Below are 14,305 nucleotides of genomic sequence, written 5' to 3'. Positions count from 1 at the left end.
CGCCCTACCCACCCGCACCCGCCAGACCTCCCTCGCCCCCGAACTGCGCGACGATCCGCCGCCCCGGGACGCGGCACCCGGGCGCGAAGTCGACGCCGAGGAGATGCGGGCGATCTTCGGCGCCTTCCAGCGGGGCCTGGACCGCGGCCGCCAGGGCCTGCCGGCGCCCACGGGCACAGACGCGCCGACGGGCACAAACGCACCCCCAGCCACAGATGCACAGGCACCCCCAGCCACACACGACGCAACCACCGACGCCGACGAAGGGACGGACACCGACGATGCACGGTGACGACCAGACCACCCCCGAGAACCCGGCCCCGCCCGCCGGAGCGCCCGGTACGGATCTCGGCTGGCTGCTCGACGACCTCGTGGCCCGTACCGACCATGTCCGCCAGGCGGTGCTGCTGACCGCCGACGGTCTGCCGCTCAGCTGCTCGGACGGCATGCGCCGCCGGGACATCGAGCACCTGGCCGCCGTCTGCTCCGGCTTCCACGGCCTCGCCCGCTCGGCGGGGGAGCGGTTCGAGGCGGGGGAGGTGCGGCAGACGATGGTCATGCTGGAGGACGCCTACCTCTTCATCACCCCGGCCGGCCACGGCAGCCGCCTCGCCGTGCTCAGCGAGGCGCGGACCGACGTGGGCCAGCTCGCCCACGAGATGGCCCTGCTCGTCCGTCGCCTCGGCCGCCATCTGGACGCCGCCACCCGCTCGGCCCCCTGACCCCGCGGTGAGTGACGAGCACTGGTACGAGGACGAGACCGGGTCGATGGTCCGTCCCTACACCGTGACCCGGGGCCGCACCCGGCCCTCGGAACGGCACACCGTCGACCTGATGTCCCGGGTCACCGCCCTGGAACCGGACGGCGCGACGCACCCGGACCTCGACCACGCCCCCGCCGCGCTGCTCGACCTGATCCGCCGCGGCCCGCGACCGGTGGCCGAGCTGGCCGCGGACGCCGATCTGCCCCTGACCGTCGTACGGGTCCTGCTCGGCGACCTGGCCGAGGCGGGGCTGGTCCGTATCGACGAGCCCCGCCGCCTGCCGGTCACCGGCCCGGCCGCCGATCCGGGGCTGCTGCGGGAGATCGTGGAGCGGCTGAAGGAGCTGTAGCCGCCGCGCTCGGCGTCGGGTGCCCCTCACAGCGCCGGCTTCCACGGGACGACCTCGAAGTCACCGGTGCCCTGCTTCACCTTCTCGAAGGGAGCCGACGACACACACGGGGGCAGGTCCTTGGTGTCCGTGGGGCTGCCGAGCCCGGCCCAGCTGTAGCCCAGCCGGTCGTGCCGGCCGAGGTCGTGGACCGTGACGCCGACCCGCTTGCCCTTGGCGCCCGGCAGGTCCGAGGCCGTGATCACGCCGGAGACGACGGCGACCTTGCCGCCGGTGACCAGGCAGTCCACCTTCGCCCTGGCCCAGGCGCCGTTCCCGTGCAGGTAGTGGCTGAACTCGAACGTTCCGGTCGCCTTCCGTGGGTCCTTGGTGTCCTTCGCCGCCAGATGCGCGTCGAAGGAGAAGGTGATGTCGTCCCCGGCCGACCGGTACAGCTTGGCCGTGCCGGTGAGCGCGGCGGCCTCGCGCACGGGGTGGTGCACCCTGCCCCCCGAGGCCATCGCCGCGCCCTCCGCCCCGGTGATGATCAGCAGGGCGGTGGCCAAGGCGACGGCGGCGATCTTCGTACGACGCTGCATGACGGTCCTTTCCGCAGGTCAAGCGGGTGAACTGAACGCTCACCACTCTCCCGGCGGCGGGCCGTCGGCACATCGTTCCGCGGGTGGCATCCCGCCTCCCCCGTCCGGCGGGGAAGCCCTGCCGTGACCTGCGTCCGAGGGGGGAGGGGAACCCCGCCCCGGGGCGCGCAACGAATCGCCGCCCGACCCCCCTGCCACGCAACGAACCGCGCACCGGCGCGCAACGGCTCCTTCTTGTCCGGCCGAGCGCGCCGACCGTACCTTCGTTGTGGCCCCCAAAACCCCCTTTCCGGTGAGGAACCCGCATGCGTACCGCACTGCTCCAGAGCTCCGGCCGCCCCGGCTCGATCGCCGAGAACCTCAAGGTCCTCGACGAGGCCGCGGGCCGGGCCGCCGCCGGGGGCGCCGCGCTGCTGGTCGCGCCGGAGATGTTCCTCACCGGCTACGCGATCGGCGACGCCGTCGGCCGCCTCGCCGAGCCCGCCGACGGCGACTCCGCCGACGCGATCGCCGAGATCGCCACCCGGCACGGCCTGGCCATCGCCTACGGCTACCCGGAGCGCGACGGCGAGACCGTCCACAACTCCGCCCAGCTGATCTCCGCCGACGGCACCCGGCTCGCGAACTACCGCAAGACCCACCTCTTCGGCGGCTTCGAGCGCGACCACTTCACGCCGGGCGAGCAGCCGGTCGTCCAGGCCGAGCTGAACGGCCTCACCGTCGGCCTGATGATCTGCTACGACGTCGAGTTCCCGGAGAACGTCCGCGCCCACGCCCTGGCCGGCACCGACCTCCTCGTCGTACCGACCGCGAACATGCACCCGTTCGAGATCGTCGCCGAGTCGATGCTCCCGGTGCGCGCGTTCGAGAACCAGATGTACGTCGCGTACGCCAATCGCGTCGGTCAGGAGGGGGAGTTCGAGTTCTTCGGACTGTCCACCCTCGCCGGTCCCGACGGCATCGCCCGCACCCGCGCCGGCCGCGGCGAGGAGCTGGTGTTCGCCGACGCCGACCCCGCCTTCCTGGCCGCCTCCCGCGAGGCGAACCCGTATCTGAAGGACCGCCGCCCCGGCCTGTACGGGTCCCTGGCCTGACCCCCCGAGCCCTCCCTCCCTGTATCACCCCCCCACCCGAGCCCTCCCCGCCTCACCCCCGCGCAAGGAGTCCGTACCCCATGACGTCCACGGTGCCCAACGCCGTCGAGCACGCCGACGAGCAGCAGCCGCCGATCACCATGTTCGGCCCGGACTTCCCCTACGCCTACGACGACTTCCTCGCCCACCCGGCGGGGCTCGGCCAGATCCCCGCGACCGAGCACGGCACCGAGGTCGCCGTCATCGGCGGCGGTCTGTCCGGCATCGTGGCCGCCTACGAGCTGATGAAGATGGGCCTCAAGCCCGTCGTCTACGAGGCCGACCAGATCGGCGGACGCCTGCGCACCGTCGGCTTCGAGGGCTGCGACGAGTCGCTCACCGCCGAGATGGGCGCGATGCGCTTCCCGCCCTCCTCCACCGCCCTCCAGCACTACATCGACATGGTCGGCCTGGAGACGCAGCCCTTCCCGAACCCGCTGGCCGAGGCCACCCCGTCCACCGTCGTGGACCTCAAGGGCGAGTCGCACTACGCCGAGACGATCGACGACCTGCCCCAGGTGTACCGGGACGTCGCCGAGGCCTGGAACAAGTGCCTGGACGAGGGCGCCGACTTCTCCGACATGAACCGCGCGATGCGCGAGCGGGACGTGCCGCGCATCCGCGAGATCTGGTCGAAGCTGGTCGAGAAGCTCGACAACCAGACCTTCTACGGCTTCCTCTGCGACTCGGAGGCCTTCAAGTCCTTCCGGCACCGTGAGATCTTCGGCCAGGTCGGCTTCGGCACCGGCGGCTGGGACACCGACTTCCCGAACTCCATCCTGGAGATCCTGCGGGTCGTCTACACCGAGGCCGACGACCACCACCGCGGCATCGTCGGCGGCTCCCAGCAGCTGCCGCTGCGCCTGTGGGAGCGCGAGCCGGAGAAGATCGTCCACTGGCCCTACGGCACCTCGCTGAAGTCCCTTCACCTGGACGGCGAGCCGCGCCCGGCCGTGACCCGGCTGCACCGCACCGCGGGCAACCAGATCACCGTGACCGACGCGAACGGCGACATCCGCACCTACCAGGCGGCGATCTTCACCGCCCAGTCCTGGATGCTGCTGTCCAAGATCGCCTGCGACGACTCGCTCTTCCCGATCGACCACTGGACCGCGATCGAGCGCACCCACTACATGGAGTCCTCGAAGCTGTTCGTCCCCGTCGACCGGCCGTTCTGGCTGGACAAGGACGAGGAGACCGGCCGGGACGTCATGTCGATGACGCTCACCGACCGCATGACCCGCGGCACCTACCTGCTGGACGACGGCCCGGACAAGCCCGCCGTCATCTGCCTGTCCTACACCTGGTGCGACGACAGCCTGAAGTGGCTGCCGCTGTCCGCGAACGAGCGGATGGAGGTCATGCTGAAGTCGCTCGGCGAGATCTACCCGAAGGTCGACATCAGGAAGCACATCATCGGCAACCCGGTGACCGTCTCCTGGGAGAACGAGCCCTACTTCATGGGCGCGTTCAAGGCCAACCTGCCCGGCCACTACCGCTACCAGCGGCGCCTGTTCACGCACTTCATGCAGGACCGGCTGCCCGAGGACAAGCGGGGCATCTTCCTCGCCGGCGACGACATCTCCTGGACGGCCGGCTGGGCCGAGGGCGCGATCCAGACCGCGCTGAACGCGGTCTGGGGCGTCATGCACCACTTCGGCGGCGAGTCCGACGCGGCCAACCCGGGCCCGGGTGACGTCTACGACGAGATCGCCCCGGTGGAACTGCCCGAGGACTGACCGGGATCTCCTCTCCCCGAGCCAAGGCGCGGGCGGCCGGACTCAGACTCCGGCCGCCCGCGCCTTTTCAAACACCTCGGCGGCGACGTCCTTCAGCTCCTGCGCGTCCCGCGCGGTGCCCTGGAGGTCGATGAGGATCTCCTCGAGACCGATCTGCGCGTGCGCCACCAGGTCCTCGACGATCTGGTCGGCGTTCCCCTGGAAGGGGCGGCGGTCCGCGCCCTCGTACGCCTTGGGCAGGCGAACGCAGTTCACCCGCAGCACCGTCTGGATCGGCTCCGTGCGGCCGCGCTCGGCAGCGAGGTCCCGCAACTGCTGCCACTGGCCGGCGATCTGCTCGACGCCCATGCCCACCGGCAGCCAGCCGTCGGCGTGGTCCACGAGCCGGGTGAACGCCTTCTTGTTGCTCGCGGCCAGCAGGATGGGGATCGGCCGGGCGGGCTTGGGCCCGACCACGGCGGACTCGATCCGGGTGATACGGCCGTCGTAGCGCACCGGGTCGGGGCCCCACACCGCCCGGCACACGCCGATGATCTCGTCGAGCACCTTGCCGCGTTCCGCGATCGGCCGGACGCCCGCGGCCGCGTACTCGTCCAGCGACCAGCCGGTGCCGAAGCCGGCGATCACCCGGCCGCCGCTCGCGGCGTCCAGCGAGGCGAGGGCCTTGGCGAGCTGGAACGGGATGTGCAGCGGAGCCACCAGCACGCTGGAGCCGAGCCGGGCCCGCTCGGTGGCCGCGGCCGCCAGGGTGAGGGTGACCAGCGGATCCGCCACGTTCCGGTACTGGTCGGGCCAGGGCAGGCCCTCGATGCCGTACAGGCCCTGGGTGGCGGGCTCCGGGAACAGGGCTCGCTCGAAGACCCACAGGCTGTCGTAACCGGTCGCCTCGGCGGCGCGCGCCACGTCGGGCACGTCCTTGCCGAGGGAGTACTGCCGCATCTGGGGAAGACTCAGGCCGAGCCGGGTCGCCATACCGCTGCTCCTCTGCGCTGGGTGTTGAACCGTCAACGTACGGCGATCCCACGGCAGTTCCACAGGAGGCTCGCCCACGGCCCGGATCCGGCCAGGTCAGTCGGTCAGCGGGGTGAGCAGCATGCGGCCCGCGAAGCCGACCGCCGCGTCCAGGCGTTCGGCGAACTCCTCGACGACGTCCTCGCAGTGCCGCAGCGCCCACAGTGCCCGGGCCGCCGCCCAGGTCGCGTCCCGCGCCCGCTCCAGGCTCCAGGAGCCCAGCAGATGGGTGATCGGGTCGGCGATCTGCAGCAGGTCGGGGCCCGGCATCAGATCCTCGCGGATGCGCTCCTCCAGCGAGACGAGGAGGTCACCCACGCGGTCGAACTCGTCCTCCAGGTCGGCCGGTTCGCAGCGGAGCGTACGACAGGCGTCCACCACGGCGAGCGCCAGATCGTGCCCGATGTGCGCGTTGATGCCCGCCAGCGCGAACTGCACCGGCCGTACCCCGGGATGGCGGCGGAGCTGGAACAGGGGCCGCCAGCAGGCGGGTGGACGGCGGTCCCGGTCCACCGCGTCGACCGCCGCCAGATACCGCTCGGCGAACCGGACGTCCAGCGCGGTCGCCGCCCGTGGGTCCGGGAACTCCCCTCTGTCCAGGCGCCGGTCGACCTCCTCGGTGACGGCGAGGTAGACGCGGTTGAACACGGCGACCCCGTCCCGCTCGGGCAGTTCCGCGTCGAGGGCGCGCATCCGGGCGATCACGGCGTCGACGGGTGAGGTGAGGTGTTCCGACTGCACCATGGGGGAAGGGTCCCAGCCTTGACCCGACCCGTGTGCCGACCGGACCGGTGCTTCGCCGGAACGGGGGAACACAGGACGGGCAGGACGGGAAGGATGGGAGCGACATCGCACGCGGGGAGGGAGGGAGGAGCGAGACCGTGTCAGGCTTACGCACCCGGCGCCTGGCCGCGCGCCGGGCCGAGCGCAGGCGGGCCCGCCTGCGCTCGGCGATGGTCGCGGCGGCCTCGGTGGTCGCCCTGGTCGGTACCGTCACCGGGATGGTCTCCGCGCTGGACCACGGCCGGGGCTCCGACCAGGCCCGGCCCGAGGTGACCGGCACCCCGAGCCGCGCGCCCCTGCCCGCCCTTCCCGAGCCGTCGCCCTCCCCGTCGAGGACCACGCGGACTCCCACGGCCGAGCCGGAGACGCCGGAGCAGCAGGCTCCCACCCCCTCCCCGACCCGCGCCGAGAGGAAGCAGCGGACCGACGCCGTGACCCCCCGTCTCTACCGCCACCCCGACTCCCAGGTGCTGGACTGGGTCCGCGCCCACCCCGACGACCCGCGCACCGCCCTCATCGCGTCCCGGATCGCCGACCGGCCGGCCGCGGTGTGGTTCGCCGACTACAGCCCGGACACCATCGCCGCCAAGGTGCGCGCGGTCACCGCGGGTGCGGCGGCGCAGGGCCGGGTCCCGGTGCTCGTGCCGTACGCGATCCCCGACCGCGACTGCGGCGGCGCCTCCCAGGGTGGGGCGCCGGACCTGGAGGCCTACGACGCCTGGATCGACGCGTTCGCCGAGGGGCTGGGCTCCGACGAGGTGATCGTGATCCTGGAGCCGGACTCGGTCGCCCAGTCCGACTGTCTCCCGGACGCGGACCGGGCCGCCCGCTTCGCCTCACTGGCCCGCGCGGGCCGGGCCCTGAAGGCGGCGAACCCGCGCGCGCGGGTCTACTACGACGCAGGCCACTCCGGCTGGAACCCGCCCGACAAGCAGGCCGCCCTCCTCAGGCAGGCGGGAGCCGGCGCAGCCGACGGCATCTTCAGCAACGTCTCCAACTTCCACACCACCGCCGACGAGATCGCCTACGACCGGCAGGTCCTGGACGCCCTCGGCGGCCCGGCGAGCCTCGGCGCGGTCATCGACACCAGCCGCAACGGCAACGGCGCCCCGCCCGACCACCAGTGGTGCGACCCGGCCGGCCGGAGGATCGGCCGCGCGCCGACCCTGACCACGGGAGAGGCCCGCATCGACGCCTACCTGTGGGTGAAGACGCCGGGGGAGTCCGACGGCTGCAAGGGCGCCCCCGGGACGTTCACACCGTCGTACGCCTACGACTTGGCGCGCTGACCGTCCTCCTCGTCGTAGGTGGACGTGCCCTCGTCCAGCAGCGGCTCCTGCGGCTTGAGGTGGGCGGGCGCGAGGGCGCCCAGGGCGTGGTATCCGGTGATGACGACCAGGGTGCCGAGCGCGATGCCGCTCAGGGTGAAGTGCTCGCCGAACTTCATGGACACGTTGCCGACGCCGATGGTGATGCCCGCGGCCGCCGGGACCAGGTTCAGCGGGTTACGCAGGTCCACCTTGGCGTTGATCCAGATCTGCGCGCCGAGCAGGCCGATCATGCCGTAGAGGATGACGGTGATGCCGCCGAGGACACCGCCCGGGATCGCGGCCACGACCGCCCCGAACTTCGGGCAGACGCCGAAGAGCAGCGCGAAGCCGGCGGCGGCCCAGTAGGCGGCCGTCGAGTAGACGCGGGTCGCGGCCATCACACCGATGTTCTCGGAGTACGTGGTGTTGGGCGGACCGCCGACCGCGGTGGACAGCATGGAGGCGACACCGTCGGCCGAGATGGCCGTACCGAGCTTGTCGTCCAGCCGGTGGCCGGTCATCTCGCCGACCGCCTTGATGTGTCCGGCGTTCTCCGCGACGAGCGCGATGACGACGGGCAGGGCGACCAGGATCGCCGACCACTGGAAGGAGGGCCCGTGGAAGGACGGCAGCCCGATCCACTCGGCCTTGCCGACGCCGGAGAAGTCGAGCCGCCAGTGGTCGGTGACCTTGCCGCTCGCGTCCACCGAGTGGATCTTCCCGAGGACCCGGTCGGAGGCCCAGGAGAGGCCGTAGCCGAAGAGCAGGCCGAGGAAGATCGCGATGCGTGACCAGAAACCACGCAGACAGACGACGGCCAGACCGGTGAACAGCATGACCAGCAGGGCCGTCCACTGGTCCTGCGGCCAGTACGTGGACGCGGTCACCGGCGCGAGGTTGAAACCGATCAGCATGACGACCGCGCCGGTGACGATCGGCGGCATCGTGACGTGGATGATCCGCGCCCCGAAGCGCTGCACGGCGAGACCCGCCAGGAACAGTGCGACACCGACGACGAACACCGCGCCGGTCACCGTCGCGCTCGTGCCGCCCTGCGCCCGGATCACCGCGGCCACGCCCACGAAGGACAGCGAGCAGCCCAGGTAGCTGGGGATCCGGCCACGGGTCGCGAGCAGGAAGATCACGGTCGCGACGCCGGACATCATGATCGCGAGGTTGGGGTCGAGCCCCATCAATACCGGGGCGACGAAGGAGGCTCCGAACATGGCGACCACGTGCTGGGCGCCGAGGCCCACCGTGCGGGGCCAGGAGAGCCGTTCGTCGGGGCGTACCACCGCTCCGGGCGCGGGCGTGCGCCCGTCACCGTGCAGCTTCCAGCGCACGCCGAGGTCCATGGTGGGGTTTCGCTTTCTCTGTACGTGAAGACGGTCCGGACCATTGTCACGGGTACCTGGCCGCTCTACGCTCGCACGGTCCTACTCATGAACTATGTTCACATACCTGATCCATGACGATCGGAGTGCTCGATGAGTGGAAGATCCCGAGCGACCGTGCTGCTGGCCGCGGTGGTGACCTTCTCGGCCGTGCTCGTCCCCTCCGCGCACGCGGCGCCCAAGGCCCCGCGGACGGCCGTGCTGGACGGCAGCGGCCTCCAGCAGACCCGGGCCCGCCTGGACCACGACCCCCGACTCCGGCGCGCGCTCCAGGACCTGACGACCCGTGCGGACGCCTGGCTGGACCAGGGTCCCTGGACGGTCGTCGACAAGCCCAGGCCCGCCCCCGGCGGTGACGTCCACGACTACCTGAGCCAGGCCCCCTACTGGTGGCCCACGACCACCCCCACCGCCGACAACCCCTGGGGCTGCCCGTACGTCCAGCGCGACGGGCAGCGCAATCCCGAGGTCGACAGCGGCACGGACCGGCAGGACGTGGAGAAGGTCTTCGACTCCACGTACGACCTCTCGCTCGCCTGGTACTACACCGGCAAGCGGAGTTACGCCGAGAAGGCCGGTCGGATCCTGCGCACCTGGTTCCTCGACCCGGCCACCCGGATGAACCCCGATCTGAACCACGCCCAGTTCATCCCGTGCAAGTACGACGGCCGGGCCATCGGCATCATCGACTTCTCGCAGTCGTACACGAGCGTGCTGGACGCCCAGGCGATCCTCGCCACCGGAGCCCCCGGCTGGACCTCCAAGGACCGCACCGCGATGGGCAAGTGGAACACCGACTTCCTCGGCTGGCTGAAGAACAGCGACTTCGGCAGGCAGGAGGGCGCGGCCGCCAACAACCACGGCACCTTCTACGACATGCAGCTCGCCGCCCTCGCCTACGCCACCGGCGACACGGACCTGGCCCGGCGGACCGTGCTCGACGAGCGCGCCAAGCGGATCGACCCGCAGATCGCCGCCGACGGCAGCCAGCCGCAGGAACTCGCCCGCACCCGCAGCTGGCACTACTCGACCTTCGACCTCGTCGCCTACACCCGGCTCGCCGCCATCGGCCGGCACGTGGGCGTGAACCTCTGGGCCTATCGGGGGCCGGACGGGCAGAGCCTGTTCAGGGCGGTGGACTATCTGCTGCCGGCCGCGACCGGTGCCGCCGCCTGGCCGCATCCCGAGCTGGAGTTCCACCGGTACGCGGCGAGCGACGTCGTCCATGCGGCGGCGGACGCCGGTGACGCGGCGGCGAAGGCGGCCGTGCCCGACCTCGAGGGGCCTCCTGATGGTGACCTGTGGGCGCTGCGTCCCGCCGCCGAGCAGCTGGACTCGATAGCGGGCTGAACAGGCAGGTCTGACCGGGGCCTTCCCGGCCGGGGCTCCTGAGCGGTCGCTTAGTATGGAGTGTTCCCACCGCCCCGTACCCCACGCTCAGGAGCCCCTCCCGTGACCGCCGAAGCCCCGATAGCCCCCGCCGTCGCCTACGGCCGGCTGATCCCCGTCACCGTCCACTTCGACGACCTGGACGCGCTCGGGCTGCTCCACAACGCCCGCTATCCGCTGATGGTGGAGCGTGCCTGGACGGAGCTGTGGACCGAGCACGGCATCCGGTTCGACGGCGACTGGGTGGCCGCCGGCGACGCGTGCAACGCCGTCCGCGAGCTGCGGATCGGCTACGAGGCGCCGGTGACCCGCCCGGGCACCTACGCCGTCCACCTCTGGCTGGAACGGCTCGGCACCACCGGCCTGACCTACGGCTTCCGCTTCTGCTCGGCCGACGGGACCCGGACCTACGCGCAGGGCACCCGGGTGCTGGTCCGGCTGGACGCGACGACCATGCGCCCCGCGCCGTGGAGCGACTCCTTCAGGGCCGCGGGTCGGGAACTGCTGCGGCCTGCGGACTGACCCGCGTCCGGCCGCCGCGCTCGGCGGTGTGCAGCACACCGGCGAACAGGGCGAGCCCGCAGGCCAGCGCCGTCACCACGCAGAACGAGACCGTCAGGCTGGTCGCCTGCGCCACCCCGCCGATCAGGCTGGGCGCGATCAGCCCCGAGGTGTAGGTGATCGTCGCCACGCCCGCTATCGCCTGACTGGGGTTGGGGCCGGAGTGGCCGGCCGCCGCGAAGCACAGCGGCACGACCACGGCGATCCCGAGTCCCATCAGCGCGAACCCGGCCATCGCCACCGCGGGATACCCGGCGACGACGACCAGCAGGCCGCCGAGACCGGCCAGGACACCGCCGGCCCGCACCGTGCGAACGGCGCCGAAGCGGTTCACCACCGCGTCCCCGGCGATCCGGGCCACCGCCATCGTCAGCATGAACCCGGTCGTCGACGCCGCCGCCAGACCGGCCGAGCTGTCCAGCCGGTCCCGCAGGAACACCGCCGACCAGTCCAGGCTCGCCCCCTCCGCGAACACCGCGCAGAAGCCGACCGCGCCGATCAGCAGGGCCGAGCGGGGCGGCAGCGCGAACCGCGGCGGCGGCTCCTCGTCCGCGGCGGGCTGCAGGTCCAGCACCCAGTTGCAGGCCAGCAGTCCGAGCAGGGTGAGGACGGCGGCGGCGAGCGCGAAGTGCACGCGCGCGTCCGCGCCCAGGTGGGCGGCGAGCGTGCCCGCGGCCGAGCCGGTCAGCGCGCCCGCGCTCCACATGCCGTGCAGACCGGACATGATCGACTTGCCGAGCAGTCGCTCCACCTCGACACCCAGCGCGTTCATCGCCACGTCGGCCATGCCCGCGGTCGCGCCGTAGGCGAACATCGCCAAGCACAGCGTGTACAGGTTCGGCGCCAAGGACGGCAGGACCAGCGCCAGCGTCCACAGCGCGATCAGCCCGCGCAGGGCCGTACGGCTGCCGAAGCGGTGACTGATGCGGCCCGCCAGCGGCATCGCGCAGGAGGCGCCGAACGCCGTGAACGCGAGCGCGAACCCGAGCTGTCCCGCGCTCAGTGAGGCGTGGTCCTGGATCCACGGCACGCGGGTCGCGAAGGAGCCGGTGACCGCGCCGTGCACGGCGAACACGGCCGCCACGGCATACCGGGCGCGCCTGACTTCGTCACGCGTGTGACCCACGTCACCCATGTTCCAACCCCTCCCCGGGAGTTTCCCCACCGCTCCGTCGCGGCACCGCCGTAAACTATCAGGGACCCTGCCTGATAGATAGTGAGCATTACGGCCGCCCGCGTCTGGGAGGATTCCGGTCATGCCCGCATCACCGAGCACCGCCCGGGCCATCAACGACCGGCTCGCCCTGCGCCTGTTGCAGCGGGAAGGCCCGCTGACGGCAGGGCAGTTGAAGCAGCTGACCGGACTGTCCCGGCCGACGGTCGCGGACCTCGTCGAACGGCTCACCGCCTCCGGCCTGATCACCGTGGTCGGCGAGTCCGGCGAGCAGCGCCGGGGCCCCAACGCCCGGCTCTACGGCATCGTCGCCGACCGCGCCCACCTGGCCGCGCTCGACGTACGCACCGAGGGCGTCTTCGTGCTGGTCTCCGACCTGGTCGGGCGGGTGCTGGCCGAGGCGGCCGTGCCGATCGGCGGGGACACCGGGACCGGACCCGCCGTGGAGCAGGCGGTGGCGGCCGTGGAGCGTGCCGCGAAGGAGGCCGGCGCCGACCGGCTGCACACCGTCGGCATCGGAGCGCCCGGCCTCGTCGACCCGGCCACCGGCGACCTGCGCGACTCCGGCGGCCTGCCCGCCTGGCACCGGCGCCTGGCCGCGGCCCTGCAGGAACGGCTGCCCGAGGCCCGGGTCACCGTGGAGAACGAGACCAACCTGGCCGCCCTGGCCGAGCAGCGCGAGGGCGCCGCCCACGACCGTGACACCTTCGTCCTGCTCTGGCTGGGGCATGGCGTCGGCGCCGCGGTCGTCCTGGACGGCACCCTCCGCCGGGGCGCCTCCGGCGGCACGGGCGAGATCGGCTTCCTGCCGGTCCCGGGGACGACCGCACTGCCCTCGGCGACGGACTGCGACGGCGGCTTCCACTCGCTGACCGGGGCGGCGGCGGTCGGCGCACTGGCCCGGGAGTTCGGCCTGCCGCGCGCGGAGCCGATGGACGGTCCCGGCGTCGCCGCGGTGGTGCGCGAGGCGGTCGCCGAGGTCACCGGCCTGCCCGGCGCGGGATCCGGCCCCGCCGACCGCTTCCTCGACGCCCTCGCCCACCGGGTCGCCATCGGGGCCGCCTCCGTCGCCTCCATCCTCGACCCGGGCTGCGTGGTCCTGGGCGGCGAGGTCGGACAGGCCGGGGGAGCGGTGCTCGCCGCACGCGTGGAAGAGCGGCTCCGCCGGATGTCACCGCTGGTCACCGAGGTACGGGCCAGCAGCCTGGGCGGGGCCGCGGTCCTGCGCGGGGCCCTGCTGACGGCCCGGGACCGGGCCCAGGACGAGCTGTTCGCACCGGCGGAGCGCTAGTCGTACGGGAGCGTCATCCCCCGGAGCGTCACCGCCCGAAGCGGCGAGCCAGGTACTCCTCGAAGGTCCCCTTGCCCACGGCCTGCTCCGGTGTCAGATGGCCGCCGGCGCGGAAGGCGCGGTACGTCTTGCCGAACAGAGGCAGGTTCGCGACCGGTCGGCGCCTGCCGGTCGCCCGCAGATAGGCGCGGGCCAGGGAATCGAACGTACGGACCTCGGGCCCGCCCATGTCCGGCACCCGCCCCGCCGGTGCCGCGCGCGCCAACTCGGCCAGCCGGTCCGCCACTTCGGCCACCTCCACCGGCTGGTCCGACACCCCGGCCGGCACCAGCACGACGGGCGGCTTGGCCAGCCCCTGGAGCAGTGTCACCACCAGGTCGTGGAACTGCGTCGCCCGCAGCACGGTCCAGCCGAGCCCCGACTCCTCGATCCGCCGCTCCACCGCCAGCTTGGACCGGTAGTAGCCGAACGGCACCCGGTCGACGCCGACGATGGAGATGTAGACCAGGTGGCCCACCCCCGCCCGCCGTGCCGCCGCGATCAGGTGGTCCGCCGCCTGCTCGTCGCCGCCCCGCGGACTGCTCGCGCAGTGCACGACCGTCTCCACGCCGTCGAGCGCCGCGTCCAGACCGAGCCCGCCCGCGCGCAGGTCGACGGCGTAGGGCTGGGTGTGCCGGCTGAGCACCCGCACCTCGTGCCCGTCCGCCCGCAGCCGCTCGGTGACGAGCCGCCCCAGCGTGCCGGTTCCGCCGGTCACCAGGATCGTGGTCATGCTGTTTCCGTCCCTCCGGACCCGGGGCACCCCTGGTCGGGGCGCCCTTCGCCAGCT

The 14,305-nt window shown here is 72.6% G+C and carries 14 protein-coding genes and 1 pseudogene; 9 read left to right on the top strand and 6 right to left on the bottom strand.

Features of this window, described 5'->3' with window-relative positions; translation table 11 throughout:
- From BEK98_RS49260 to BEK98_RS39900, 3 genes and pseudogenes are all read left to right on the top strand, one after another.
- A pseudogene (locus tag BEK98_RS49260) lies at positions 1-292 on the top strand (hypothetical protein); the annotation flags it as partial.
- Positions 282-722 (top strand): roadblock/LC7 domain-containing protein, encoded by a 441-nt coding sequence (locus BEK98_RS39905; protein WP_094221682.1) that lies wholly within the window; start codon positions 282-284, stop codon positions 720-722. The pseudogene BEK98_RS49260 and the gene BEK98_RS39905, both read left to right, overlap by 11 nt.
- A 7-nt stretch (positions 723-729) precedes the next feature.
- A complete protein-coding gene (locus BEK98_RS39900) occupies positions 730-1,113 on the top strand; it encodes a DUF742 domain-containing protein (protein ID WP_244202188.1) in 384 nt (127 codons plus the stop codon).
- A gap of 26 nt (positions 1,114-1,139) precedes the next feature.
- On the opposite strand, the gene BEK98_RS39895 is transcribed toward BEK98_RS39900, so the two are convergent.
- On the bottom strand, positions 1,140-1,691 hold the full coding sequence (locus BEK98_RS39895) for a Repetin (protein ID WP_094221681.1): 552 nt from the start codon (positions 1,689-1,691) through the stop codon (positions 1,140-1,142).
- A gap of 305 nt (positions 1,692-1,996) precedes the next feature.
- Between BEK98_RS39895 and BEK98_RS39890 the strand changes: the two genes are divergently transcribed.
- The gene (locus tag BEK98_RS39890; protein ID WP_094221680.1) at positions 1,997-2,785 is read left to right on the top strand and encodes a carbon-nitrogen hydrolase family protein; all 789 of its coding nucleotides are present in this window, start codon (positions 1,997-1,999) and stop codon (positions 2,783-2,785) included.
- An 80-nt stretch (positions 2,786-2,865) separates the two neighbouring features.
- Positions 2,866-4,563: a flavin monoamine oxidase family protein gene (locus tag BEK98_RS39885; protein WP_094221679.1), complete on the top strand. Its 1,698-nt coding sequence runs from the start codon at positions 2,866-2,868 to the stop codon at positions 4,561-4,563.
- Positions 4,564-4,605: 42 nt separating this feature from the next.
- Here the strand turns inward: BEK98_RS39885 and BEK98_RS39880 are convergent, their stop codons facing one another.
- Positions 4,606-5,535: an LLM class F420-dependent oxidoreductase gene (locus tag BEK98_RS39880; protein ID WP_094221678.1), complete on the bottom strand. Its 930-nt coding sequence runs from the start codon at positions 5,533-5,535 to the stop codon at positions 4,606-4,608.
- Positions 5,536-5,631: 96 nt separating this feature from the next.
- Positions 5,632-6,318, bottom strand: coding sequence for a DUF5995 family protein (locus BEK98_RS39875; RefSeq protein WP_094221677.1), 687 nt, complete (start codon positions 6,316-6,318; stop codon positions 5,632-5,634).
- Between the two features lie 209 nt (positions 6,319-6,527).
- On the opposite strand from BEK98_RS39875, the gene BEK98_RS39870 reads away from it, so the two are divergent.
- Positions 6,528-7,646, top strand: a complete 1,119-nt coding sequence (locus BEK98_RS39870; protein WP_094221683.1) for a glycoside hydrolase family 6 protein — start codon at positions 6,528-6,530, stop codon at positions 7,644-7,646.
- Here the strand turns inward: BEK98_RS39870 and BEK98_RS39865 are convergent.
- Positions 7,628-9,022 (bottom strand): uracil-xanthine permease family protein, encoded by a 1,395-nt coding sequence (locus BEK98_RS39865; protein WP_094221676.1) that lies wholly within the window; start codon positions 9,020-9,022, stop codon positions 7,628-7,630. The two genes, BEK98_RS39870 and BEK98_RS39865, sit on opposite strands and share 19 nt — an antisense overlap.
- Before the next feature lie 132 nt (positions 9,023-9,154).
- Between BEK98_RS39865 and BEK98_RS39860 the strand changes: the two genes are divergently transcribed.
- Together BEK98_RS39860 and BEK98_RS39855 are read left to right on the top strand one after the other, a co-directional pair.
- Positions 9,155-10,411 carry an alginate lyase family protein gene (locus BEK98_RS39860; protein WP_094221675.1) on the top strand — a complete coding sequence of 419 codons (1,257 nt, stop codon included), beginning with the start codon at positions 9,155-9,157 and terminating at the stop codon, positions 10,409-10,411.
- A gap of 102 nt (positions 10,412-10,513) precedes the next feature.
- Complete coding sequence (locus tag BEK98_RS39855; protein WP_094221674.1) at positions 10,514-10,972, top strand: acyl-CoA thioesterase; 459 nt, start codon at positions 10,514-10,516, stop codon at positions 10,970-10,972.
- Here BEK98_RS39855 and BEK98_RS39850 read toward each other — a convergent pair.
- Positions 10,932-12,146: an MFS transporter gene (locus tag BEK98_RS39850; RefSeq protein WP_094221673.1), complete on the bottom strand. Its 1,215-nt coding sequence runs from the start codon at positions 12,144-12,146 to the stop codon at positions 10,932-10,934. The genes BEK98_RS39855 and BEK98_RS39850 overlap by 41 nt on opposite strands.
- Before the next feature lie 121 nt (positions 12,147-12,267).
- Here BEK98_RS39850 and BEK98_RS39845 point away from each other — a divergent pair, with 121 nt between their 5' ends.
- The gene (locus BEK98_RS39845) at positions 12,268-13,476 is read left to right on the top strand and encodes an ROK family transcriptional regulator (protein ID WP_094221672.1); all 1,209 of its coding nucleotides are present in this window, start codon (positions 12,268-12,270) and stop codon (positions 13,474-13,476) included.
- Positions 13,477-13,504: 28 nt separating this feature from the next.
- Here BEK98_RS39845 and BEK98_RS39840 read toward each other — a convergent pair whose 3' ends face one another.
- Positions 13,505-14,248 (bottom strand): SDR family oxidoreductase, encoded by a 744-nt coding sequence (locus BEK98_RS39840; protein ID WP_094221671.1) that lies wholly within the window; start codon positions 14,246-14,248, stop codon positions 13,505-13,507.
- Positions 14,249-14,305: the final 57 nt, after the last annotated feature.

This window comes from Streptomyces diastatochromogenes (assembly GCF_002242805.1).
In the GTDB taxonomy this organism is placed as follows: Bacteria; Actinomycetota; Actinomycetes; order Streptomycetales; family Streptomycetaceae; genus Streptomyces; species Streptomyces diastatochromogenes.
This window is presented reverse-complemented; position numbering and strand designations above follow the sequence as displayed.

Bases quoted from the DNA above. Each gene is read 5' to 3' on its own strand.
- BEK98_RS39870 (WP_094221683.1), top strand. From the start codon at position 6,528: ATGGTCGCGGCGGCCTCGGTGGTCGCCCTGGTCGGTACCGTCACCGGG.
- BEK98_RS39895 (WP_094221681.1), bottom strand. From the start codon at position 1,691: ATGCAGCGTCGTACGAAGATCGCCGCCGTCGCCTTGGCCACCGCCCTG.
- BEK98_RS39850 (WP_094221673.1), bottom strand. From the start codon at position 12,146: ATGGGTGACGTGGGTCACACGCGTGACGAAGTCAGGCGCGCCCGGTAT.
- BEK98_RS39840 (WP_094221671.1), bottom strand. From the start codon at position 14,248: ATGACCACGATCCTGGTGACCGGCGGAACCGGCACGCTGGGGCGGCTC.
- BEK98_RS39905 (WP_094221682.1), top strand. From the start codon at position 282: ATGCACGGTGACGACCAGACCACCCCCGAGAACCCGGCCCCGCCCGCC.
- BEK98_RS39860 (WP_094221675.1), top strand. From the start codon at position 9,155: ATGAGTGGAAGATCCCGAGCGACCGTGCTGCTGGCCGCGGTGGTGACC.
- BEK98_RS39885 (WP_094221679.1), top strand. From the start codon at position 2,866: ATGACGTCCACGGTGCCCAACGCCGTCGAGCACGCCGACGAGCAGCAG.
- BEK98_RS39890 (WP_094221680.1), top strand. From the start codon at position 1,997: ATGCGTACCGCACTGCTCCAGAGCTCCGGCCGCCCCGGCTCGATCGCC.
- BEK98_RS39865 (WP_094221676.1), bottom strand. From the start codon at position 9,022: ATGGACCTCGGCGTGCGCTGGAAGCTGCACGGTGACGGGCGCACGCCC.
- BEK98_RS39845 (WP_094221672.1), top strand. From the start codon at position 12,268: ATGCCCGCATCACCGAGCACCGCCCGGGCCATCAACGACCGGCTCGCC.
- BEK98_RS39880 (WP_094221678.1), bottom strand. From the start codon at position 5,535: ATGGCGACCCGGCTCGGCCTGAGTCTTCCCCAGATGCGGCAGTACTCC.
- BEK98_RS39875 (WP_094221677.1), bottom strand. From the start codon at position 6,318: ATGGTGCAGTCGGAACACCTCACCTCACCCGTCGACGCCGTGATCGCC.